Source organism: Paenibacillus sp. FSL R7-0189, from assembly GCF_037969925.1.
In the GTDB taxonomy this organism is placed as follows: Bacteria; Bacillota; Bacilli; order Paenibacillales; family Paenibacillaceae; genus Paenibacillus_AQ; species Paenibacillus_AQ odorifer.
In genome coordinates, this window is the sequence record NZ_CP150223.1 from 2,805,285 (window position 1) to 2,828,211 (window position 22,927).

General features: G+C 46.3%; 17 protein-coding genes. 14 read left to right on the plus strand and 3 right to left on the minus strand.

Features of this window, described 5'->3' with window-relative positions; translation table 11 throughout:
* Positions 1-399: 399 nt before the first annotated feature.
* The 3 genes from MKY63_RS12120 to MKY63_RS12130 all read right to left on the minus strand — a co-directional run bounded on the left by MKY63_RS12120 (position 400) and on the right by MKY63_RS12130 (position 4,165).
* Positions 400-711 (minus strand): antibiotic biosynthesis monooxygenase, encoded by a 312-nt coding sequence (locus MKY63_RS12120; RefSeq protein ID WP_038573690.1) that lies wholly within the window; start codon positions 709-711, stop codon positions 400-402.
* A gap of 1,039 nt (positions 712-1,750) precedes the next feature.
* Complete coding sequence (locus MKY63_RS12125) at positions 1,751-2,470, minus strand: 3-ketoacyl-ACP reductase (RefSeq protein WP_036681981.1); 720 nt, start codon at positions 2,468-2,470, stop codon at positions 1,751-1,753.
* A 147-nt stretch (positions 2,471-2,617) separates the two neighbouring features.
* The gene (locus tag MKY63_RS12130; protein WP_339813000.1) at positions 2,618-4,165 is read right to left on the minus strand and encodes an FAD-dependent oxidoreductase; all 1,548 of its coding nucleotides are present in this window, start codon (positions 4,163-4,165) and stop codon (positions 2,618-2,620) included.
* Positions 4,166-4,324: 159 nt separating this feature from the next.
* Here MKY63_RS12130 and MKY63_RS12135 point away from each other — a divergent pair, with 159 nt between their 5' ends.
* The 14 genes from MKY63_RS12135 to MKY63_RS12200 all read left to right on the plus strand — a co-directional run bounded on the left by MKY63_RS12135 (position 4,325) and on the right by MKY63_RS12200 (position 21,935).
* Positions 4,325-5,683 carry a spore germination protein gene (locus MKY63_RS12135; protein WP_339813001.1) on the plus strand — a complete coding sequence of 453 codons (1,359 nt, stop codon included), beginning with the start codon at positions 4,325-4,327 and terminating at the stop codon, positions 5,681-5,683.
* Positions 5,683-6,783, plus strand: a complete 1,101-nt coding sequence (locus MKY63_RS12140; protein WP_076179205.1) for a GerAB/ArcD/ProY family transporter — start codon at positions 5,683-5,685, stop codon at positions 6,781-6,783. Before MKY63_RS12135 ends, MKY63_RS12140 begins: the two co-directional genes overlap by 1 nt.
* Positions 6,780-7,877: a Ger(x)C family spore germination protein gene (locus tag MKY63_RS12145; protein ID WP_339813003.1), complete on the plus strand. Its 1,098-nt coding sequence runs from the start codon at positions 6,780-6,782 to the stop codon at positions 7,875-7,877. The genes MKY63_RS12140 and MKY63_RS12145 overlap by 4 nt, the downstream gene beginning before the upstream one ends.
* A 91-nt stretch (positions 7,878-7,968) precedes the next feature.
* The gene (locus MKY63_RS12150) at positions 7,969-8,364 is read left to right on the plus strand and encodes a transcriptional repressor (protein ID WP_076123979.1); all 396 of its coding nucleotides are present in this window, start codon (positions 7,969-7,971) and stop codon (positions 8,362-8,364) included.
* 229 nt (positions 8,365-8,593) lie between these two features.
* Positions 8,594-10,597: a methyl-accepting chemotaxis protein gene (locus MKY63_RS12155; protein ID WP_339813006.1), complete on the plus strand. Its 2,004-nt coding sequence runs from the start codon at positions 8,594-8,596 to the stop codon at positions 10,595-10,597.
* Positions 10,598-10,700: 103 nt separating this feature from the next.
* Complete coding sequence (locus MKY63_RS12160; RefSeq protein WP_339170288.1) at positions 10,701-11,513, plus strand: uroporphyrinogen-III synthase; 813 nt, start codon at positions 10,701-10,703, stop codon at positions 11,511-11,513.
* A 205-nt stretch (positions 11,514-11,718) separates the two neighbouring features.
* Positions 11,719-12,357, plus strand: coding sequence for a ThuA domain-containing protein (locus MKY63_RS12165; protein ID WP_339813009.1), 639 nt, complete (start codon positions 11,719-11,721; stop codon positions 12,355-12,357).
* Between the two features lie 98 nt (positions 12,358-12,455).
* Complete coding sequence (locus MKY63_RS12170) at positions 12,456-12,803, plus strand: phasin family protein (RefSeq protein WP_036681962.1); 348 nt, start codon at positions 12,456-12,458, stop codon at positions 12,801-12,803.
* On the plus strand, positions 12,804-14,471 hold the full coding sequence (locus MKY63_RS12175; RefSeq protein WP_339813011.1) for an AarF/UbiB family protein: 1,668 nt from the start codon (positions 12,804-12,806) through the stop codon (positions 14,469-14,471).
* Positions 14,472-14,861: 390 nt separating this feature from the next.
* The gene (locus tag MKY63_RS12180; RefSeq protein ID WP_339813013.1) at positions 14,862-16,667 is read left to right on the plus strand and encodes a DEAD/DEAH box helicase; all 1,806 of its coding nucleotides are present in this window, start codon (positions 14,862-14,864) and stop codon (positions 16,665-16,667) included.
* Between the two features lie 200 nt (positions 16,668-16,867).
* Complete coding sequence (locus MKY63_RS12185) at positions 16,868-17,734, plus strand: M15 family metallopeptidase (RefSeq protein ID WP_076123968.1); 867 nt, start codon at positions 16,868-16,870, stop codon at positions 17,732-17,734.
* A 141-nt stretch (positions 17,735-17,875) separates the two neighbouring features.
* Positions 17,876-18,352, plus strand: coding sequence for a glutathione peroxidase (locus MKY63_RS12190; RefSeq protein ID WP_339813016.1), 477 nt, complete (start codon positions 17,876-17,878; stop codon positions 18,350-18,352).
* A 248-nt stretch (positions 18,353-18,600) separates the two neighbouring features.
* Entirely contained in the window at positions 18,601-20,235 is a 1,635-nt protein-coding gene (locus MKY63_RS12195) for a formate--tetrahydrofolate ligase (RefSeq protein WP_339813019.1), read from the plus strand.
* Positions 20,236-20,570: 335 nt separating this feature from the next.
* Positions 20,571-21,935 (plus strand): FAD-dependent oxidoreductase, encoded by a 1,365-nt coding sequence (locus MKY63_RS12200; RefSeq protein WP_339813022.1) that lies wholly within the window; start codon positions 20,571-20,573, stop codon positions 21,933-21,935.
* Positions 21,936-22,927: the final 992 nt, after the last annotated feature.

Sequence of the window (22,927 nt, forward strand, 5' to 3'; positions counted from 1 at the left end):
CTGTATCTAATAGGCTAATCAATAAGTCTGCTGGACGATAATTACTCTAAGTTTTTACTGTAGCAATTAGCATTTAGAAGCGATAACTGTGTTAATTAGCCCGCTGTAACGGTTAACCCAGTGTTAAAAGACAATTAGCGCGCTGTATTGGCTAGCCCGGCGGTAAGAGTTAACTAGCGCGCTGTATTGGCTAGCCCGGCGGTAAGAGTTAACTAGCGCGCTGCATTGGTTAGCCAGGAGGTAATAGATACTTACCCCGCTGCATTGGTTAACCAAGAGGTAAAGATAATTAGCCCACCTAGCAGTAATAGTTAATTAGTTACTGTACTTATCGGGCAACAATCCCGTACACACTGCTGGTCCAATCTAGCTACTACTCCGATTGGTTAGTCCTAATACTTAGTTACCAGGCGTGCGGCTGATCATTAGCTCATATTTATCGATGGAAGCACCCAGGATTGCGTCATTACCACCAGCACCACGGTGCGACTGACGGAAGGAATCGCTGGAGGTCCAGCCTTTGAACGCATCCTCATTCTCCCATACGGTGCAGATTTTTAATTCCTCGATACCTTCTTTGGCATTTCCGCGCCATACCTCCATACGTACAAACCCAGGCATATCCTGTACACCATTATTTCCTCCGAAACGTTGAGCAATAGCTTCGCCATGACCTTCTTTTACTTTAATAGTATTAGTTACTACCAGCATGATAGATAAACCTCCGATCAGAAAGTTAGTATATTCTCAGGCCATTGTGAATCGAAAAAATATAACATGAGAACCTTGGAAATTAACATCAAGACCTCAAGGTAACATCGTGATTCTCAAAAGCACATTACACCCGAAAGTACGGAGCAATGGTATATGACACAAGGCACAAGACACAAGGACAAGGCGCAAGGTACAAGGTACAAGGCACAGAACACAATACACAAACCACAAACCAACTAACAAAATAAAAGACCACCCCAAAAGACACAAGAACGCGGGCGCTTAATTGCACTTTGTACACTTAAATTATCCGTCACACCAGAAACGATCGAATAAGTGTATTCTCTGCAACTAATTTGTGCGAATCTGGTGAATCGACGAGAATAGCCTTCTTTTAACTGTATAGAGTGCAACTAAAGTATGATTTCTCCTCTAATTGCGCTGAATAGATGTACAAAGTGCAACTATTATCTATTTAAACGTTAAGTATTGTGCAAACTCAGGTACCTGCCAAAAATCCAAGTGTCTACTGCAAGTAAAGTGTCTATCGCAAGTAAAAGTACTATCGCAAGTAAAAGTACTACCGCAAATAAAAGTACTACCGCAAGTAAAAGTAACTACTGTAAGTAAAGTGCCACCTCAACCGTAACGTTACTCTAGGCCAAAGTGCAACTCAACTCCAAAGTGTTTACTTAAAACCACCATTACAGCTAGCACCTAATTGCAGTCCCGGTTACCTAATATAGCCCACAAATGAAGGTACATTGCAGAATGTGCAACAGAATAGCCTGAATGTTGTCTGAATAATGCAGTCTGTTGCATTCTGTACAGTAGAATCAAGCTCAAATCGCCTAAAAGGAGGGGAGCCACTAAATTGATTGCACAAAGTGCAATCACCCAAGGTTTCACCCTCGACTAGTGGGATTCTATTGCAAAAAGTGCAATCATCCAAGGCTTCGCCCTCGTCTAGAGCGATTCTATTGCACAAAGTGCAATCACCCCAGATCATCCGGCTCCCTACGCGTCCAGCGCGATTTTATTGCGGATTGGTGGTCCACAGTCCTGCTGTTTTTAGGAAGACGCGATCCGGCAGCTTCAAAGCTGTCAGTGCCAATTCAGCAACATCTTCAGGTTGCATCATGCGATCTTCATCACCGATTTTGAGTCCAGCATTGGAAGCTAGGCCAGTGTTGACCGTGCTTGGAGTCAAGGCTACGACGCGAATATTGTGTTTGCGCACTTCTTGTGCGAGGGCTTCGGTCATGCCCATGAGAGCGAACTTGGACGCGCAATAAGCAGAGCCTGTCGCGAAGCCGCGTTCTCCGGCTGTGGATGAAATATTGATGATATTTCCGCCATTTTTCTCAATCATCGCAGGCAGTGCAGCACGAGTTACGTAATAAGTACCGTAAAGATTAACTTGGATGTGGCGCTCCCAGTCTGCAGGGTCCATTTCTACTAAAGTGCCGAATTTTGCGATCCCGGCATTGTTGATTAATGCATCAAATGCTCCAAGCTCATTTTGCAGGGAAGCAACAGCACGTTCAGCTTCTTCGCGTACAGCGATATCGGCCACGGCAATGCTGACTTTAACGTCATATACTTCCGTTAAGGCTGATTTTAACGCTTCGAGATCACCTGAAGTTCTGGAGATCAGGCCTAAATTAGCACCTTCCTTAGCCAGTGCCATAGCCAAGGCTTTTCCGATCCCTTTGCCTGCACCAGTAATTACAACACTCTTTCCTCTCAAATCCATCTCTATCGTCACTCTCCTTCAAACTTTTTTGAAGCAGCTGCTTCATTCAAGTCTTATTATACCTGAATGCTATAGGGCAATTACAATCGCCCCTAAGAAAACGGGTTGCGAATTTCATGAAACCGAACGCCTTTTTCATGAAAAGTATTATTCATGGAGTTTCGTCAGCGGTACCGAAGCTGGGCCCTCTAAAACCTCGCCATCGTAGGAGAAGCGGGAACCATGGCAAGGGCAATCCCAAGAGCGATCCCCGTTGTTCCATTCGCATTCACAGCCCATATGGGTGCAGGTTCTATCCACCAGATGAAGTTTACCTTCTGGATCCTTATAAGCTCCTACACGTTTGCCATCATGGAACACAACGGCTCCTTCGTCAGCTTCCAAATCAGTTGTCTTTTTATGGACGATTTCCACTTTGCCCGCCACGAGCTCTTTTGCCACATTGGCATTTTGCACGATGAAGTTTTTTAGGCTGGTGCCAGCTTTGAAGCGGGACGGATCGTACAATTCGGTATACGGATTATCTTTGCGCTGAATCTGATCCGAGATGATCTGTGCGGCCAGCGTACCGCTTGTCATGCCCCATTTTCCAAAACCTGTGGCGATATAAATCTCTGCGTTGTCCGAAATCTTGCCGATGTAGGGCACTCTGTCTAAGGTGATTAAATCCTGTGCTGCCCAGCGGTAAGGGATTGTTTTGATGCCGAGCAGATTTCCTGCGAATAGCTCCAAATTCTCATAATGTCCTATCGTACAGATGCCTTGGCCTGTCTTATGATTGTCTCCCCCGACAATGACCAGATTCCTGCCTTCCCACTCTACTGCACGCAGAGAACGGGTGGGTTCGCTTGCGCTTAGATACATTCCACCCTCAAAATCCGTTTCAGGCTGGATCGCCAGACAGTAGGAACGTTCAGCATGCAGCCGCGAGAAATATAATGCTCCTCCATCGTAGAAGGGGAAATGAGAAGCTGAAACGGCGTAGCGGCAGGTGATCCGATACCCGTCCTTTTCAGTAAAAAGCGTAAGCTTATCGTTCTTCTCCACCTTATCTGCCATCATCGTATGCTCATAGATTACGCCACCTTTATCCTGAATGACCTTCAGCAGGCCCTTCAGATATTGCAGCGGGTGAAAGCGGGCTTGTCCTGGTAATTTAATGGCACCACTGGCCATCAGAGGGATAGAGACGTTATCTAGCCACTCTCCGGGCAGACCCAATTGTTCATAGGCTTTATACTCTTCCTCCAGTTGTTTAAGCGTCTTATGATCTTCAGCATCCGCGTACAGAAAAGCTGCCTCATGTTTCATGCCGCAGGATACTTCAAGTTCCTCAGCAGTATTCTGGATCCAATTCATAGCCTCGCTGTTCGAACGATAATAGAGCCGGGCTTGTTCCTGCCCAAAATGTTTTATCAAATGATGATAGATTAGCCCGTGCTGTGCTGAGATTTTTGCACTGGTAAAACCCGTAGTGCCACTTAGAATTTCCCCTGCTTCCAAGAGCGTGACTTTGTAGCCTGCTTTGCTGAGGAGATAGGCTGTTGTAATGCCTGTAATTCCACCGCCTACCACTGCGACATCTGTAGAGATATCTTCAGCCAGCTTTGAGAAAGTCGGTAAATCCGTGGTATCTCTCCATAATGATTCCGGAAATTGTGGAAGACTTTGCGTTATCTTACGGTTTGGGTCCATCTATTATCCCTCCATCTTTACAATCTTCATCTCATTTATTACCACAGTCCTGTGAAAAGAAACTTCCCATTCAATCGTGCTGTGCATGAATTCAGGGAAACAGTGCCAAAATAAGGTGGGAACCGGGACGTAAAGGATAAAGAGGAGGGATGATGTTCCATGTCAGTTCAACAGGATAAGGACAATATTTCTCTGGAATGGATCAAAGATCAGCTGAACGGGTTCGCGGATTTAATCGATAAGACGATCGTTACCTCTTTTGGGCAGGTCGACCTACTTTATATCAAAAGCGTTGCGGATTCGCAGATCCTCAGCCGAAATGTAATTGCACCGTTCTATGAGATGGAGAATATCAACGCTTATCAAAATTACATTTTGACGTATCCGGGCAGTGAAGAGGCGACTACAAAGGATAAGGCGATTGAGCTTTTGCTTAGCGGATATATTCTTCTGGGTTTGAAGAATACGTTCTGTTTCTTTGATGCTATGAATACGGAGATCAGCGGGGTTAATGAAACATCTGCAGAAAGCATTTCTCAGGGGCCTTCAGATGCACTAACTGAGGATATTGCAGTGAATATGAACATGATTCGTCGGCGGTATCAATCCACCAATCTCAAAATGGAGACCATGGTCATCGGCGATGTCTCCAAAACAAAAATAGCGATTCTATACGATGACAGTCGGGTGGATAAGAATGTTTTAAAGGAATTACGTGAGAAAATGGGGACGTTAAAGGTTGATATTTTGCAGGCTACAGGCGAACTTGAGAAGTTTATAAGCAGTGATAAATTAAGAATACTCCCCAAGTCCATTATCACCGAAAGACCGGACAGGGTTGTGTTTAATTTGTCTGAAGGAAAAGTAGCGATAATGCTGGATACTACGGGTTATGCGATAGTGCTGCCGTCTATTTTTAATGATTTTTTCACATCCATGGATGATAAAATACAATTTCCTATCGTGGGACGTTTTCTGAAGCTGTTGCGGATTATCGGTGTAGGCATGACGCTTTGGCTGCCTGCATTCTATGTAACCCTCACCTCGTATAATCCAGAAATTATTCGGGTGCAGATTGCACTGCTTATTTCGGGTAGTCGTGCAACAGTACCTTATCCATCTTTTGTGGAAGTACTTTTAATGCTTATGATGATGGAGTTTCTGACTGAGGCGAGTTTACGGCTTCCCAAGGCGATTGGTCCAACGGCTACAACTGTAGGAGGTCTGATCTTGGGGCAAGCGGCGACGGCAGCAGGGCTAGTAGGGAATATCATGATTATATTGGTCTCTGCGGTTGCGATATCCAATTTTTTAATTCCGCTGAATATGATGAGCTTGTCGATACGCGTGCTGAAATATATTTTCCTTTTTGCCGCAGCTTTTTTAGGGTTGATTGGTGTAGTGGTCTGTGTAGTGGGCTTTGCCATGTATTTATGCAAGCAGCGCAGCTTTGGACAACCCTATTTCCGATTGTTTTTTCTCGATAACCTGGGCAAGAAGAAGGGCGGGGGGCATTGATGGCCAAAAGCCGTTATTTCTACTGTCTTTTTCTGATGAACAGCGTGATTAACATCATTAATTTTGTTCCAAGGGAACTAATAGACAGACGTTTTGGTGGTGCTTTGATGTCCATACTAATCGGAACGATCTTGGGCACTTTATTTGTCTATACATTTACTGTTCTGATTGCTAAATTCCCCGGCAAGGGGTTTCCGGAAATATTTCACTCTTTGCTTCCTAAGAAGTTAGCCAGAACCTTACTGGTCCTTTTTGCCGGCTTATGGTGTGTAGCTGGGGGAGTTACATTGCTTTCTTTTGTAGATATCACGCTGCGGTTTATCAGCCCGGATTCGAATCCTTATACGGTTGTGATCAGTTTTTTAGTCTTGGTCTGCATCTGCTGTCGCTTTGATTCTCTATCACTCTTGTATGGGCTTGAAATCATTCTCAGCGTAACTTTACCGTTAATTATTTATGGCCTCGTAAAAGCGTTGCTCAATCCGGACTTCAATTGGGATTCTGTTCTGCAGATTACTACATATCTCTGGCATAAGCCGGACCTAATGAGCCTTGCGGCGGCTACCTTTTCGTTCAGTGGTTACTTAAACCTGGCCATATTTAATCGGGTATTTCATGGGCTGAAGCTGAAACATGTCTGGATTTTAGGGGTGGAGGGTCTTTTCGTATTGCTCTTGACTTTTTTAGTTCCCATCGGCTATTTCGGAACCGTTGCTATTGATAAACATGTGTATACATGGTTCTCGACGGCCGACAGTATTCGGATAGAATCCTTTATTATTGAACGGATGCTGTTTATTTTTTATTTTGCCTATTTGAGTTTATCTCTGGTAAGTGTAATCGTTCATTGGCATGGAGGTCTAGAGCTCTTTAAAGGGGCCATTTCATCTGTTAAAAAACAGTCCCCAAAAGCAGAGCGCTGGAAAGAGTGGATTATCCTAGGCTTGTTTAGCGCGATGGTTCTGTCCTTGATGGGGCTGGATCAATATCAGCTTAACATGTTTGGTGCCTGGTTTCTGCAAATTCGCTGGTTTGGTGAGATGTTTATCATCGCTCTGCTGTTTTATTGTTATCGCAAAGTTAGGAGGGGGAAGCTATGAGAAGAGTGCTTGCTGGAATTGGGATTACCTTACTCCTGCTTCTCCCTGGTTGTGACTTCAAGGAAATTGATTTGCGGATTTTTGTGCTAGCGATCGGCGTTGATGAAGGTGCAGAAGAAGGAAATTTTAAGATTAGCTTGAAGCTTGCTATCCCTCAGGGGGATGTCACCAAGATTGATGAGAAGATGCAGATCTTGACAGAGGAGTCTTCGAGCATTTCGGAAGCGCTTCGTAGAATGAAATCCAGAGTGGAAAAGGAGCTTGATTACTCCCATTGTAAATCAATTATTTTGGGGGAGGAGGTTGCCCGTAAAGATATTCTCCATGTTATGGATTGGGCCGTGCGACGTAGAGATATACAGCTTATTATTAATTTTGCAATAGGGCGTCCGGAAGCACTTCAAGTGCTGAAGGTAAGACCCGAATCAGAGCGGATCCCATCGAATTCTCTTATCCTGGCTATGAGTGGACAAGGCACGGAGTCTCCATTTATTTCCAGTGTGTATTCCTATCAGCTGATGAGAAATGTTTTTGAGGAGGGGATTGATCCGATCCTGCCGATTATCGAGGCTAAAGGGGAAAAGGAGTTTTTAATTGATAAAATTGCTCTGCTGAATAATGAGAAAATCAAAATGGTTCTTACGCCAAATGAGACCCGGCTATATAATCTGCTGTCACGCCCGAATCTGCGGACTAACTTACCCGCCCATTCCGAGGGAATTATGTTTCAATATTACACAGAGAGGTCATCCTCGCACTATAAAATCGTGACACCAGAGCAAGGAAAAGCTACTATTCGTTATCATATTAAGATAAAAGGTATTCTCGAAGAGAGTAGTAGCCCAGATCTGGTGACTCATAGCATGCTGGAGAAAATTGCAGTTGCTGGGGGAAAAGAACTGGAAGTGGATATCTTAGCATTGCTGACCAAAATTCAAGCAAGTGGTCTTGATCCCTTTGGTTGGGGGCTGCATTATGGAGCAAGACACTTTAATAACGATACGGAAATGAAAGTGTGGAAGGAACTCTATTCTAAACTTGATTTCCAAGTGAAGGCTGATGTAGACATTAAATATTCCGGAATGATTAGGTAGCTTGTAAAGTAACACGTGGATAAAAATGGGATTGACGTTCCCATTCACAAGATTTATACTTGATCTAAAAATAAGTTAGAGGATGATAGTAATGAAAAGTCTAAATTTGACCTCCCAACGTCAAGCCGTTTACGATATCGTCCTTAATTCACATGACCATCCTACTGCTGCGGAAGTAATGAATCGGCTAGTAGAGCAGGGACATAGCTTAGCATACGGTACGGTATATAACTCTCTGCGTTATCTTTCAGATAAACAAATGATTCGTGAGCTTAAGCTTGGTGAAGCTGCCAGCAGATATGATGCACGTATGGATGATCACCAGCATATCATTTGTGAAGTTTGTGGAGCAGTAGATGAGGTTATGAATCAAGTTCCGCGTGAATGGATGAATACAGTGGCCAAGGATACCGGTTATACCATTGGTCATGCCCATGTAGTATTCGGGGGCGTCTGCCCGAACTGTAAGAACAAAAAGAATAATTAGGATAGAGGTGCCGGAGCCTGTGCTGCGGCAATAATAAGTAAATCGGAAGAGACCGCTTTCATTGAGGCGGCCTTTTTTGTTGCATTTATATGACAATTCTCAAAAAAAATGAGAAAAACGAAGAAAGATAGGAGGAAAATCGGTTCCTAAAACAGATATAAAATTATATATTAAGTCTGGTAAAGGTGTCCTTGCCTAAGACTCAGATGAGAGAGAGATGATGATGTCTATGAAAAAAAATGCGGGTATGACTATCCGTGCCAAGTTAATTCTTACATACCTAATAATACTGCTGCTGCCCAGTATTATAATAGGCTGGCGAACCTATCAAGCTGCCAGCCAGGAAGTGGAAGATCAACTGGTGAACAATGCTACCGAAAGTGTGTTAGCCGTAAATGAAATCATTAACTCTAATATTCAATCCAAAATAGATGCGATTTCTTATTTTGCCGCGGAGTTTTCATCTGAGGGGATCAACAGTGAGGGATCTGGGGGGACTTCCTCTGCTGTAAAAGCCAGACTGAAGGAATATGTGGCGCTGCATCCGGAGGTACTGGACATTTATGTGGGTACAAGCAATGGCAAGGCTATTCATGCTTTAGATGCTAAGCTGCCAGAGGGTTATGATCCAAGGCAGGAAAGCGCCTATATTAATTCTCTGAAGCAAGGAAAAGGGGCTGTGATTTCTCCAGCTTTTCAAACCGTAAATAAAGAAACCGCGATTGCGATATCAACGGTTCTTAAGGGCGGTGATGGGGTGATCACAATGAATCTCAACCTGTCTACTTTAGGGGAGCTGACCTCAATTAAGGTAGGCAAGGAAGGTTATATCCTCATCGTTGATAACAGCAAGAAGTTTCTAGTTCATCCTACAGAGGCTATCGGGCAGGAATCGTCAGATGATTTTGTAAAAAAAATGTTCGAGAAAGAACAAGGAGTCTTCGATTATGTCTTCAAGGATACATCCAAAAAGATGACCTTTATGGTCAATGAACTGACGGGTTGGAGAATCGGAGGTACGATCAGCATTGATGAGGTTAACTCAGCAACTAGTGGAATCCGCGATACAGCTCTGCTTGTAATTGTAGTTTCCGTTCTGCTTGCGCTGGTTGTAATCTATTTTAATATTCAATCGATTTTGAGACCGCTTTTCCGGCTGCGGAAAGCAACTGCGGTGATAGCCAATGGTGATCTGTCGGAAGACATGGGTGTTTTCCGCAAAGATGAAATAGGGCTGCTGGCAGAGAATTTTCAATTAATGGTGATCAGCTTGCGCGAGATGATCATTGGCGTGCAGGAGATGACAAGCAATGTATCCTCCTCAGCGGAAGAACTGACGGCTAGTGCGGATCAGACTGCCCAAACGATTGAGCAGGTAACCATAGCGATTCAGGACGTAGCGGCAGGGACGGAGCGACAGGTGGTTAGTGTACGAAAAGGAATGGAGAGCACTGCCGCTACAGCTAGCGAGGTCGAGCAGATTTCCACATATATGGAGCAAGTATCCACAATGATGGACAAGACCTCACTCTCAGCATCAGAAGGTAATGATTCGGTTATCAGCGTGGTGGACAAAATCAATGGTATCCATGAAACGGTCGGAGAGCTGGGCAGTGTAATTGACAAGCTGAATGAAAGAACCAGTCAAATTGAGGGCATTGTTGGCGTCATCACCGGGATTGCCCGCCAGACCAACCTGCTGGCCCTCAATGCTTCCATTGAGGCAGCCAGAGCCGGGGAACAAGGGCGTGGATTTGCGGTGGTTGCTGCCGAGGTGCGTAAGCTGGCAGAGGAATCAGAGAGATCCGCACATTTGATTGCCGAACAGATTACCGCTATTAATAGTGAAATGCTGCTGGTAACTCATACGATGGAAGACACCAGACAGCGCGTATCCGAAGGCATTGAGGCTGTGGATACTTCCGGTCGTTCTTTCTCCCGTATCCGAAGAGCAGTAAAGAGTGCTGCGGAGAAGATTGAAGCCATGGGCGGGGTTGTGCAGACCTTATTGGTGGAGTCTAATGATATGGAGAAGGCTATTGGGGAAATTCGCGGCATATCGGAAGAGGCGGCTGTGAATACGGAAACTATCGCAACTGCCGCACAAGAGCAGCTTGCTTCTGTAGAGGAGATGGCATCTTCATCTACCGACCTTAGCCGTCTTGCAGAAGAACTGCAAAAGCTGGCGAGCCGCTTTAAGATCCACGCTTCTGGCAATAAGAATGATTTCTGATAGGAGAACCGTGCTTTTTATCTTCCCTTTTGAACTCCTTTGCAAGTATACTGATAAACAATAATGTTGGGTTAGGCAATGGAGAGAGGAGAGATAATAGGAAATGGCAGAGCAATTAAAAGGGTTCACTGTCGCCTTGGCGGGTCCACGCAAATCGGAAGAAATGGCCAAGCTGGTTCAGAATATGGGGGGAACGGCAGTATGCCGGCCTGCTCAAGGGACTGTATTTCTTGATGATGAGGCATTGCAGGAAGGTTTGAATGCATGGATCAATCAGCCTCCTTACTTGGCGATCCTGACTACAGGGATGGGACTTGATGCTCTCTTCGATATGGCTGAGCGAATGGGGATCGAAGAACGTTTCTTAGAAGTACTTTCTGGTTCTATTATTGCCGCACGGGGTTATAAGACAGTGAATGCTTTGAAAAAAAGAGGACTTACGCCGGAGGTTCGTGACGACGACGGAAGTACAATCGGATTGATTCGTGGGCTTCAATCCCTGAATTTGCAGGGGAAAGAAGTCGTTCTTCAGCTGCACGGCGATCCAGCTCCTCATATGCTTGCATGGCTGCAGGAGGCTGGGGCTACTACCCGCCAAGTGCTGCCGTATCGCCATACCCCACCTGAGCCGGGCGAACTGGAAAGATTGCTTCTAGAAATCATATCAGGCAAAATTGATGCCGTGGCTTTTACGAGTGCACCACAGTTCCGTTTCCTCTGTCAATTTGCCCGGGAACAGGGAAAGCTGGAAGAAATGCTGAAGTCTTTTGAGGATAAAGTGCTTGCTGTTTCTGTAGGGCGGATTACCTCTGAGGCGCTTAAAGAAGAGGGCGTACAGCGTATCATTATGCCTGAGCATGAACGGATGGGAAGCATGATTGTAGAGCTAGGCAAATATGTGGCGGCGAATCGCTAAGTCACAAGTTGCGTCAGCTTTACACGAATGACGTTATCACACAGAAGCATTCCCGCCTGTTATCATGGCCGGGGATGCTTTTTTACCCGGAGAAATAAGCCCAAAGAGCAATATACCTGCCATCTGCATAGACATTCGCGGCAGTTTTCCTTAGAATATAGGCAACATGTGACGAATAATAACAACGAATAAGGAGGAGGATCCCATGGACAAGAGAAAATGTCTATTACTTGGTGATTACACCCATCCCCGGTTTCATCCACTTCAAGGAGTGGACCAACAAATTAGCGAGATCTTAAATGATTTATTAACCGTGCAATGTTCAGAAAATAAAAAATTAATGCGCATTGAGCATTTAGCAAGTTATGACCTATGTATTGCTTACAATGAATTGTGGAACGAAACAGTCTCCCCTCAACAAACGGCTGGTTTGCTCAGCTATGTAAGCGGAGGAGGAGGGCTCATTGTTCTTCATACGGGAGCTTCGCTGACGAAACGTAACGAGCTTGCTCAGCTAATCGGGGGTCGATTTAACGGACACACAGCTTACGAACCCCTGAACTTCAAGGTGCTGGAACATGACATCACCGAAGGTGTGGAAGATTTCCAATTGGATGAGGAGCCCTATCATTTTGAATTTGACCCGTTCACAGAACGGACTATTCTGCTTCAATATGAATCTGATGGGCAATGGATTCCAGCTGCATGGTGCCATAGCTATGGTTTAGGACGAGTAGTATTCCTTATGCCTGGTCATCATGAACCCTCTTTCCGTCATCCGGCACTACGTAAACTAATTCTACAAGCGGCTACTTGGGCTGCCCGTATTCCGGTCACTAACTAAGCAATGTTGTGTTTTTTTTGAAATACGTACACAGTGGGGTATACTTTAATCATAAACTCCGTTATGTAATGAAACGGAATCTTTGGGAGGAAAGTGCCATGAGTGATTTGTTTAAAAAAGCGATCTCTTTAGGAGTGGGCCTCACCATTGTCAGTAAGGAAAAAGTAGAGAAGGTTGTTGAAGAACTAGTGAAACGTGGGGAGCTTGCTCCTTCAGAATCTAGGGCTCTCGTCGATCGGTTAATTGAACGTGGTGAGGAAGAACGAGGTATGTTCAAGTCTGCTGTACAAGAGCAAGTACAACGCGTGCTGAAGGAAATGAATGTGCCTGTACAAAACGATATTGCCGAGCTGGAAGGGCGAATTGCAGTATTGGAGCGCCGGTTGGCCGAGCTAGAGGGGATTTCCCATCTAGAGGGAACATCGGCGGAAACGCGTTCGGACTAAATGGCAGTACGCATTAGACATGCCGGACGTTACCGGGCAATCGCCATGGCGCTTATGCGCCATGGTTTTGGCTATATGGTGGAAGAGCTGGGGCTCTATCACTTACTATCCCTTCCACGTCGTCTTGTAACGCAGGAAGCACACACAAGCCTTACGCTTGGGGAGCGGATTAGGCTGGTGCTGGAGGATTTGGGCCCGACCTTTATTAAGCTGGGACAACTCGCCAGTACCCGTTCAGATCTGCTGCCTGATTCTATTATTCAGGAATTGGTAAAACTACAGGATAATGTGCCTCCTTTTCCTGTCGACCGCGTGCGCGCGATCATTGAGCAGGAACTTGATCAGCATATGGATGAAATCTTTAACTCTTTTGAGGATACGCCACTTGCTGCGGCATCCATTGGTCAGGTGCATAGGGCTGTGCTTCACAGTGGACAAGTCGTAGCTGTTAAAGTTCAACGTCCGGGTATTCTGCGAACGATGAGCAGGGATTTGGAAATTCTCAAAGATTTAAGCACGCTTGCTGAAAAGCGGCTCAGCTGGGCGAGGCAATATCAGCTGTGCCGTATGGTAGAGGAGTTCTCGAAATCGCTGCTTGGCGAGCTGGACTATAGCCAAGAGGGGCGTAATGCAGAGAAAATCGATCAGCAGATGGATTATGAGGGAGTGTACATCCCGGATATCTATTGGGACTATACGTCAGCACGAGTACTGACGATGGAATATGTGGTAGGGACAACGCTGAGTCGTCGCGATGAGTTGCTGAGTAAAGGCGTTAAGCTTAAAACCATTGCACAGCAACTTGTGGAAATGATGCTTAGACAAATCTTCATTCATGGTTTTTTCCATGCTGATCCTCATCCGGGCAATGTTATACGGATGGGTGATGGAAAGCTGGCTTTGATTGATTTTGGCATGATGGGTCGGCTGAATGAGGAGATGAAGGAGCAGCTGTCTGCACTTATTATCGCCCTAATGCGCAAAAATACGGATGCAATGGTCCGGGCAATTTTGCGTCTTGGAGTCATTCCTGAGGATGCTGATCGAAGTGCGCTGCATGATGATATGGATCGGCTGCGGGATGAATATTATGATGTTCCATTTAGCAAAATGAGTATAGGCAAAGCCCTGAATGATCTGTTCGGCATAGCGCGAAAACACCGTCTAGTGCTGCCGCCGGATTTGACGATGTTAGGGAAGACAATGCTCACGCTGGAGGGAGTCATCAGCAACTTAGATCCAACCATCAGTATTTTGGAGATGGCGGAACCCTTTGGGCGGGAACTTGTGAAGCAGCGCTTTAGCGGCAGTCGATTGCAGCGTAAGTTCCTGGGAGGCGTAGCCGACTTAACAGAGAGTCTGCTGGAGCTTCCTGGGCAGGCTAAGCAGTTATCCGCGCTGATCAGTAAGGGAAAGATAAAGGTGGAGATTGTGGCACCTGAGATGCAGAATCTGGAGCGTAAGCTGGACCGGGTAGGTAACCGTTTAGCATTCAGTATTGTGATGCTCGCGTTTAGCATCATCATGACAGGACTCATTATTGGTACTGCGATGCGTGGACAGCCTTCAGTGTTATGGAATTTCCCTACAGTGGAGGTTGGCAGCGTAGTGGCACTTCTGATGTTCTTGTGGCTGATCTATGCGATTTTTAAATCGGGAAGGTTCTAGCTTAAGGGATTTGAATAATTATTCTTCAGCAGTTTCACACAAATGCCTTTCTATCAAGTACAATATAAAAGATAACTTTCTAAGCTTAACTTTACTTCTATTGTATAAAGTGGAATGGAACGCAAATGGAGTGCCGTCTTAACGTCCGGTGGATCGCTGCTGCCCAGAAACCGAACTTTGACCGCACTCTTTTAACGGGTCAAGGGATACATGGGACGGAAGGATGCCGGTGACGGTGTTCTTCCGCTTTTGTTTGAATATAGCTGAATCTGAAGCATATGCCCCAGAACAGGACAGCCTATGCAGGCTGCCTCATACAGGGCTTTTGAAGACGGAAGTTAAGAAAGAGATGTAATCAAATTAAACCGAGAAAATAGTGAGGTGGAGAATTTGCCGGGATTTAAAGATTTAGGAGTTTCAGAATTACTGTGTACATTGCTTCAAAGTCAAGGCATTGTTAAGCCTACGCCAGTGCAACAGGAAGCAATTCCGCCATTGGTGCAGGGCTTGGACGTAATAGCTAGAGCGAAGACAGGTACAGGGAAGACTTTGGCCTTTTTGCTGCCAATTATGGACAAGATCCATACGGAGCGGGCTTACCCTCAGGCGCTGATTATGGCTCCAACACGTGAGCTGGCTTTGCAGATTACAGAAGAGGCACGCAAGCTGGCGCGTCACACGGATATCAAAATATTGGCGGTTTACGGTGGTCAGGATGTAGAGAAGCAACTGCGTAAGCTGGAAGGCGGCAGACATCTTATCATCGGTACACCGGGCAGACTTTTGGATCATATGCGACGGGAGACGCTGGATCTTAGCGGCGTAAAAATGCTCGTTCTGGACGAAGCCGATCAAATGCTGCACATGGGCTTCTTGGAGGATGTTGAGACAATTATTACGGCTGTCCCTTATCGCCGTCAGACTATGTTGTTCTCCGCGACAATGCCTGATCCGATTAAACGTCTCGCTGCTAATTACATGAAAGAGCCACTGGATATCATCATTAAGAGTGGTTCGCCGATTCCGCTGGATAATATCAAACAGCAAGTTGTGGAATGCTCGGACCGTAATAAAGAAGAAGCGCTCAAATCCCTCATTGAACGGGATCGTCCTTACTTGGCTATTATTTTCTGCCGGACGAAACGACGGGTATCCAATTTGAACGAAGCGCTGCAAGCAGCCGGTTATGAATGTGACGAGCTGCACGGTGATTTGTCCCAAGGTAAACGTGAAGGCGTGATGAAAAGATTCCGTGATGCGAAGCTGCAGCTGCTTGTAGCGACAGACGTAGCAGCTCGGGGTCTGGATGTTGAAGGTATTACTCACATCTTTAACTATGATATGCCGCTTGATGTGGATAGCTATATTCACCGGATCGGCCGGACTGGCCGTGCTGGAGGCAAAGGGCTTGCAATTACTTTCGTATCTCCACGTGATCAAGAGGGTCTGGATTTGATCGAGCATGGCATCTCGCAGCGGTTGGATCGCCGCCGTTACGAGAAGGATGAATTCGGCGTTGGCGAATTCATCCCTGTGCAAGGCGGCGGACGCCACGGCGGTCGCCAAAGCGGCGGCGCTGAAGCAGCGCGCACGGGCCGCGGGCCGAAGACCGGCGGCTCTGGCCGCGGCGGAGCTCCGCGCGGCGAAGGCGGAGCGCGGCAAGGTGGCCGTGGCCGCGGTAAAGAAGCAGGCGGCTGGGGCGCGCCTGCAGAAGGTCGCCGCGGTCGTTCCGATGCGGCGGCGGGCAAGCGTGGCGGCAGCGGCTATGACGCTGCTGCTCCTAAGGGCGGCGGCAAGGCTGCCGGCGTAGTGCGAGTAGGCGGCGGCTATGGCGCCTTCGCCTCCGCCTCCCGAGGCGAAGCGTCTGCCAGCGGCAACGCGGCAACGCCTAGCGCCGGTTCGCGCGGTGCGAACCGGAAGGGCGGACCAAGCACTGGCTACAGTGAGAACGTAGCTAGAGGTGCGGACGGCGGTGCTTACACTGGAGGCACTCCACGTGGCGGCTTAGGCAGCGGCTACGGTGCAGGCCCGTCTAGAGGCGGCAAAGGTGGTAAAGGCAGCAAAGGTGGATACGCCGGTGCCAAGGGTGGCGCTGCTGGCAAAGGCGGCCGCAACAGCGGCGGCGGATCTTCACGCGGTGGCCGTAGCAATGGATCCGGTGGATTTAAAAGCGGCGGTCGCGGCACTTCCAGATAAAGTTAGTAGAGTTTTATAGATGAAACTTGTTACCATAGGGCAGTTAGCGCTGAAGCTAATGACCTATGGTAACCTTTATTTTATAGCGTGGAACATATTGATTTTTATTTTTAAATTAGGTTCTTAGTGAAACATTTATGAAAGAAAGCCTGTCTAATAGATAAATAGAATGTTCGGCTTCGAGGAGGAAGAACTTACAGATGTCAAAAAAATTTAAAATTATAATCTTGTTAATTGTCGTTATTGCTGTCGGTTGGGGAATAGGAAAGTACACGTCTCCTTCTGCTTCGGAGAGTAACGGTTCAAATATAAATGTGGGGGATAATCTTCAAGGTGAGCCTGGGGATACGGGGGAAAGTGATGGAGGGGGGATTACAGACCCGGCAGTAGCTGATCCATCGGATACACCAGATCCATCAGAACCCTCTAGTCCGCCTGAATCAGGCGGTGATAATGCAGGTAGTGTTCCAGATCCTATATCTGCAGAGCCTGATAGTATTACAGTGATGGTAAATAAGCAGTACGGTTTGCCTGATAATTATAAGCCAACGGATCTTGTCTATCCTGATGTCCGGTTTACATTCAAAGAGAAAATCGAAAAGCGTATGATGCGCAGCGAAGCCGCTAAAGCCTTGGAGAAGATGTTCGCAGGTGCAGAGGAAGACGGGATTTATTTAGCAGGCGTTTCTGCATACCGCTCACAGGCAACCCAGACGACTTTGTATAACCGTTATGTGGAGAGAGATGGGGAAGAAAAAGCCCGTACTTACAGTGCAGTCCCTGGCTATAGCGAGCATCAGACCGGGCTGGCTATTGATGTCTCGGGAAGTGATGGCAAGTGTGCCGCCGAGAGCTGTTTTGGTGGGACGAAGGAAGCCGAGTGGTTGGCCAAGCATGTAGGGGAATATGGTTTTATCATCAGATATCCTGAAGGTAAGCAAGACATTACCGGATATAAGTACGAGCCTTGGCATATCCGTTATGTAGGTAAGGACATTGCTGCCTATATCAATGAGAAGGATATTACGTTGGAAGAATATTATGACGCAATTCCGGTATCGAAATAACATAGACGCAGAGGGCAGTCCTATGAAATTTGTAGGGCTGCTTTTTCTATGGCAATAAAAAAAGTTCAGAAGTTGCATTCCCTTACAGTTCGGGTAAGATACGTAGTGTAGTCTAAGTACAAGGAAGGAAGGGGAATAAAGATGTCGATCTACAATTTTGCCGGCGTTACACCTTCGGGTAAAGAAGTGCCGTTTGCGGAGTATGAAGGTAAGGTGCTGCTGATTGCTAATACGGCTAGTAAGTGCGGGCTTACGCCACAGTATGGAGATCTTCAGAAACTATACGAACAGTATAGCGATCAAGGACTTGTAGTATTAGGATTCCCCTGCAACCAGTTTGCGGGCCAGGAGCCAGGTACGAGTGAAGAGGCTGAGGAATTCTGTCAGATTAATTATGGAGTTACCTTTCCGGTATTCGCCAAAGTTGATGTTAATGGACCGGATGCCAGCCCGCTTTTCAATTATTTGAAGGAGCAGCAGCCTGGTGCTGGAGACAGCAGCGACATTAGCTGGAATTTCACCAAATTTCTTATTGATCGCAGCGGCAATGTAGTAGCTCGTGTGGAGCCCAAAGAATCGCCGGAAACGATGAAACAACATATTGAGGCACTACTGTAGATCCATTATGGGGTCAGTTGCAGAGTGATCTTCCAAGTATCCCTTCGACTCGGTTTCGACCGATGCTCGCGGGGATTTTCTTTTTTTAAAGGATTAATGGAGATTGCCTTGAATTTTTATTGTGATAAATTATACTTGACGCTTTAAAAAGACGATGTATCCTTTGAAGAGAATATAGCAACTGAGCGAACATGCATAAAAAAGCGGAGTACAGCAGGATAATAACGGCAGGAGGGTTTTATACAAGCATGAAGTTAATTACAGAGGTAGCAGCACAAGCAGGAATCGACGAGCAGCATCTGGAACTATACGGAAAATATAAAAGCAAACTCTCACCTTCCTTATGGGAGGATATGAAAAACAAGCCAGATGGCAAGCTGGTTCTGGTCACTGCGGTGAATCCGACCCCTGCTGGCGAGGGTAAGACCTTAACAACCATCGGGTTGGCGCAGGCAATGAATGCAGCAGGAGTGAAGACCGTGGCTGCTTTACGTGAGCCCTCGCTTGGGCCTTGTTTAGGGATGAAGGGCGGCGCAACAGGCGGCGGAAAGTCGCAGATTGTTCCGGCTGATGAGATTAATTTGCACTTTACCGGTGACATTCATGCGGTAACTTCTGCGCATAATTTATTGTCCGCAATGATTGACAATCATATCTTCCAAGGCAATGAGCTGGGACTGGATCCGCAGCGTATCGTTTGGAAACGTGTCATGGATATGAATGACCGCAGCCTGCGCAGTATTGTGACAGGGCTGGGAGACGGAAATGGAGCCGTACGGGAAAGTGGCTTTCAGATTACAACGGCTTCTGAGATTATGGCTGTGTTATGCCTATGCGATAACCTCATGGATCTCAAGAAGCGTTTAAACCGTATTCTGATTGGTTATGACCAAGAGGGACAACCGGTAACAGCCGAGCAAATCGGGGCCGTTGAAGCGATGACAGCGCTGCTTAAGGAAGCAGTTAAGCCAAACTTGGTACAGACTCTGGAAGGTACGCCTGTTATTGTGCACGGGGGGCCGTTTGCGAATATCGCTCATGGCTGCAGCAGTGTTATTGGCACTCGTTATGCCCTTAAGCTGGGAGATGTTGTAGTCACCGAAGCAGGCTTCGGAGCGGATCTTGGTGCAGAGAAATTCATGGATATCAAATGCCAACAGGCCGGGTTAACCCCTTCTGCTGCTGTTCTTGTCGTAACTGTTAAGTCCTTAAAATATAACGGTGGTGTGCCTAAAGGCGAGCTTCTAACCGAGAATCGGACGGCGCTGCGCGCGGGATTGGTGAACTTAGAACGTCATGTAGAGAATCTCGGTAAATTTGGAGTCCCTGTTTTAGTTGCCATAAATCATTTTGAAGGGGACAGTGAGGGCGAGATTAATGATGTATTGGAGGCCTGCCGCAATTTAAACGTGCCGGCTGCGATCTCAAAAGTATGGGCGGAAGGTAGTGCAGGTGGACAGGAGCTGGCTTCTAAGCTGAACAAGCTCTTGGACAATAGTGGGCCGAGCCAGTTTGCTCCTCTGTATGAGAAGGATCTCGACATTTCATCCAAAATCAACAAAATTGTCCGTGAGATCTACCGCGGGGCAGAAGTGAACTTTTCTCCGGCGGCTAAGCGGAGTCTGGCGGTTATCGAGCGGCTTGGCCTAAATGATCTTCAAGTATGTTTGGCGAAAACGCCTTATTCCTTCTCCGACCAGCCTAGACTACTCGGAGCACCGGAAGGCTTTACGATTGGTGTCCGAGATATTACCCTTTCGCTTGGTGCAGGTTTTGCGGTAGTTATTACAGGCAATATCGTTACGATGCCAGGTCTGCCAGCTAAGCCAGCTGCTGAGGGACTATGGATGGATGAGGACGGAGAGATTCACGGTCTGGTGTAAAAGTGTTTTAATAAAAGGCTTCTCCTTGTTGGTATTAGAGGGGAAGCCTTTTTTTATGCTTCCTTTGGATTCCTGCAAATGCGGATCATAATGTACCTCCCACGTGGCAAAGCTAACGGAGTCGCATTCGGCAGCAGTGGCGGAAAAAAACTTAAAATTGTGAACAATATGAGGATATAGGTAAAAAAGACTTGTAATGTGATAAATATCACAATATAATCAGTTTATAAAGTGAAATAAATCACAACTAGCCCATTGTTGATCAGATTCCATCATTGATCGGTCATGCAAGTCAAATATATAACCCGATTGTCCATTTGAAGGAGGAAGAAATAATGAAAGTAGCTGTCATTGGATGTACCCATGCCGGAACCGCCGCAATTGTGAATACTGCTCAGCTTTACCCGGATGCCGAGATTACTGTATATGAGCGAAATGATAATATTTCCTTCTTATCCTGTGGAATTGCCTTGTATGTAGGTGGAGTGGTTAAAGACCCAGAGGGGCTATTCTATTCTTCACCAGAAAAGCTTGCAGAGCTTGGCGTAAAGACCAATATGCGTCATGAAGTAACTGCAGTGGATACGAAGTCCAAAACATTGCGTGTACGCAATCTGGAGACAGGCCGCGAGTTCGCTGACACCTACGATAAGCTGATTATGACTACAGGTTCATGGCCGATTGTGCCGAAGCTTGAAGGATTTGAACTCGAGGGGATTTTACTTTCCAAGAACTATGATCATTCCAACACTATTATAGAAAAAGCTAAACAAGCGAATAAAATCACCGTCGTCGGCGCTGGATATATCGGCGTTGAACTGGTGGAAGCTTTTCAAATGAATGGCAAGCAAGTTACGCTAATTGATGGTGAAGATCGCATTCTGAGTAAATATCTGGACCAAGAATTTACTGCACCGATCGAACAATCTTTTCAGGATCATGGGATTAAATTGGCACTGAATGAGAAGGTCAGCTCTTTTGCAGGCAAAGACGGTAAGGTAACAAAGGTTATTACAAGCAAAGGTGAGCATGAGACAGATCTGGTCATTCTCTGCATTGGTTTCCGTCCTAATACTGAACTCTTAAAAGGTCAAGTCGATATGCTGCCTAATGGTGCCATTGTAGTCAATAACTATATGCAGACTAGCTGCCCGGATGTATATGCCGCTGGCGACAGCTGTGCGATTCATTACAACCCTACAGGCAAACACGCCTATATCCCACTGGCAACCAATGCCGTGCGGATGGGAACCTTAGTTGCACGCAACTTGGTAACAGAGACCATTCCTTATATGGGTACACAAGGGACTTCGGGCATTAAGATTTATGAAGACAATATCGCTGCAACAGGGCTTACTGAAGAAGGAGCTAAGGCTGAAGGAATGGACGTAGAAACCGCCATGATTATTGATAACTACCGTCCAGAATTTATGCCCACCTTTGAGCAGGTTCAGTTAAAAGTAGTGTTTGATCGCGCCACACGCCGTATTCTCGGGGCTCAGATTATGTCCAAGATGGATCTGACGCAATCGATCAACACAGTGTCTGTATGTATTCAAAATCAAATGACAATCGACCAACTAGCCTTTATCGATTTCTTCTTCCAACCGCATTACAACAAACCTTGGAACTTCCTGAATACAGTAGGTCTTCAAGCGCTGCCGACAACAGTACCAAGCAAAGAGGCTGTAACGGTTTAAAAAGAAACGATAGTTTCTGAGTGATTCATCGACGAAAAAGACAACCTTATAAAGCTAGAAAAGCAGCGATTCTCCTGTAACAGGAGGATTGCTGCTTTTTTTTGTTAGGTGCAGAATGATTAGCTGCTTGGGTAGATGCAATCCAATGGCTTCGGTGATGGTAGCAAGCCAAATGTGCTCAAAAGTTACAGTTAAGGTGATTTGAGTCCGATGTCCGATAGCGAGCCAAATGTGCTGAAAAGCTACGTATAAGGTCAACTGAGTCCGATAGTACTGAGTCATCACCCTCCGCAGAATTTTTGGGACTCAGAAGCCGCTATATAGCAATTAATCACCTTTTGAGTGTGATTTCGGACTCCAATGCACCTATTACATAGAATGAGGTGCATCTAGTGTGTTTTTCGTGCTAATAGCGACTATGAGGTCCGATAGCGAGCCAAATGTGCTGAAAAGCTACGTATAAGGTCAACTGAGTCCGATCGTGCTGAGTCATCGCCCTCCGCAGAAGCTTTCGGACTCAGAAGCAGCTATTTAGCAAACAATCGCCTTTTGAGCGTGATTTCGGACTCCAGTGCAGCTATTACATAGAATGATGTACAACTAGTGTGTTTTTGGTGGCAATAGCGACTATGGGGTCCGATAGTGAGTCAAATGTGCTCAAAAGCTACGTATAAGGTCAACTGAGTCCGATCGTGCGGAGTCATCACCCACCTCAGAATTTTTCGGACTCAGAAGCCGCTATTTGGTAATTAATCACCTTTTGAGTGTGATTTCGGACTCCAATGCAGCTATTACATAGAACGAGGAACAACTAGTGTGTTTTTCGTGCCAATAGCGACTATGGGGTCCGATAGTGAGTCAAATGTGCTCAAAAGCTACGAATAGGGTCAACTGAGTCCGATCGTGCTGAGTCATCGCCCTCCGCAGAAGCTTTCGGACTCAGAAGCAGCTATTTAGCAAACAATCGCCTTTTGAGCGTGATTTCGGACTCC

Coding starts and splice junctions, on each gene's coding strand:
- MKY63_RS12120 (WP_038573690.1), bottom strand. CDS start 711: ATGCTGGTAGTAACTAATACTATTAAAGTAAAAGAAGGTCATGGCGAA.
- MKY63_RS12125 (WP_036681981.1), bottom strand. CDS start 2,470: ATGGATTTGAGAGGAAAGAGTGTTGTAATTACTGGTGCAGGCAAAGGG.
- MKY63_RS12130 (WP_339813000.1), bottom strand. CDS start 4,165: ATGGACCCAAACCGTAAGATAACGCAAAGTCTTCCACAATTTCCGGAA.
- MKY63_RS12135 (WP_339813001.1), top strand. CDS start 4,325: ATGTCAGTTCAACAGGATAAGGACAATATTTCTCTGGAATGGATCAAA.
- MKY63_RS12140 (WP_076179205.1), top strand. CDS start 5,683: ATGGCCAAAAGCCGTTATTTCTACTGTCTTTTTCTGATGAACAGCGTG.
- MKY63_RS12145 (WP_339813003.1), top strand. CDS start 6,780: ATGAGAAGAGTGCTTGCTGGAATTGGGATTACCTTACTCCTGCTTCTC.
- MKY63_RS12150 (WP_076123979.1), top strand. CDS start 7,969: ATGAAAAGTCTAAATTTGACCTCCCAACGTCAAGCCGTTTACGATATC.
- MKY63_RS12155 (WP_339813006.1), top strand. CDS start 8,594: ATGAAAAAAAATGCGGGTATGACTATCCGTGCCAAGTTAATTCTTACA.
- MKY63_RS12160 (WP_339170288.1), top strand. CDS start 10,701: ATGGCAGAGCAATTAAAAGGGTTCACTGTCGCCTTGGCGGGTCCACGC.
- MKY63_RS12165 (WP_339813009.1), top strand. CDS start 11,719: ATGGACAAGAGAAAATGTCTATTACTTGGTGATTACACCCATCCCCGG.
- MKY63_RS12170 (WP_036681962.1), top strand. CDS start 12,456: ATGAGTGATTTGTTTAAAAAAGCGATCTCTTTAGGAGTGGGCCTCACC.
- MKY63_RS12175 (WP_339813011.1), top strand. CDS start 12,804: ATGGCAGTACGCATTAGACATGCCGGACGTTACCGGGCAATCGCCATG.
- MKY63_RS12185 (WP_076123968.1), top strand. CDS start 16,868: ATGTCAAAAAAATTTAAAATTATAATCTTGTTAATTGTCGTTATTGCT.
- MKY63_RS12190 (WP_339813016.1), top strand. CDS start 17,876: ATGTCGATCTACAATTTTGCCGGCGTTACACCTTCGGGTAAAGAAGTG.
- MKY63_RS12195 (WP_339813019.1), top strand. CDS start 18,601: ATGAAGTTAATTACAGAGGTAGCAGCACAAGCAGGAATCGACGAGCAG.
- MKY63_RS12200 (WP_339813022.1), top strand. CDS start 20,571: ATGAAAGTAGCTGTCATTGGATGTACCCATGCCGGAACCGCCGCAATT.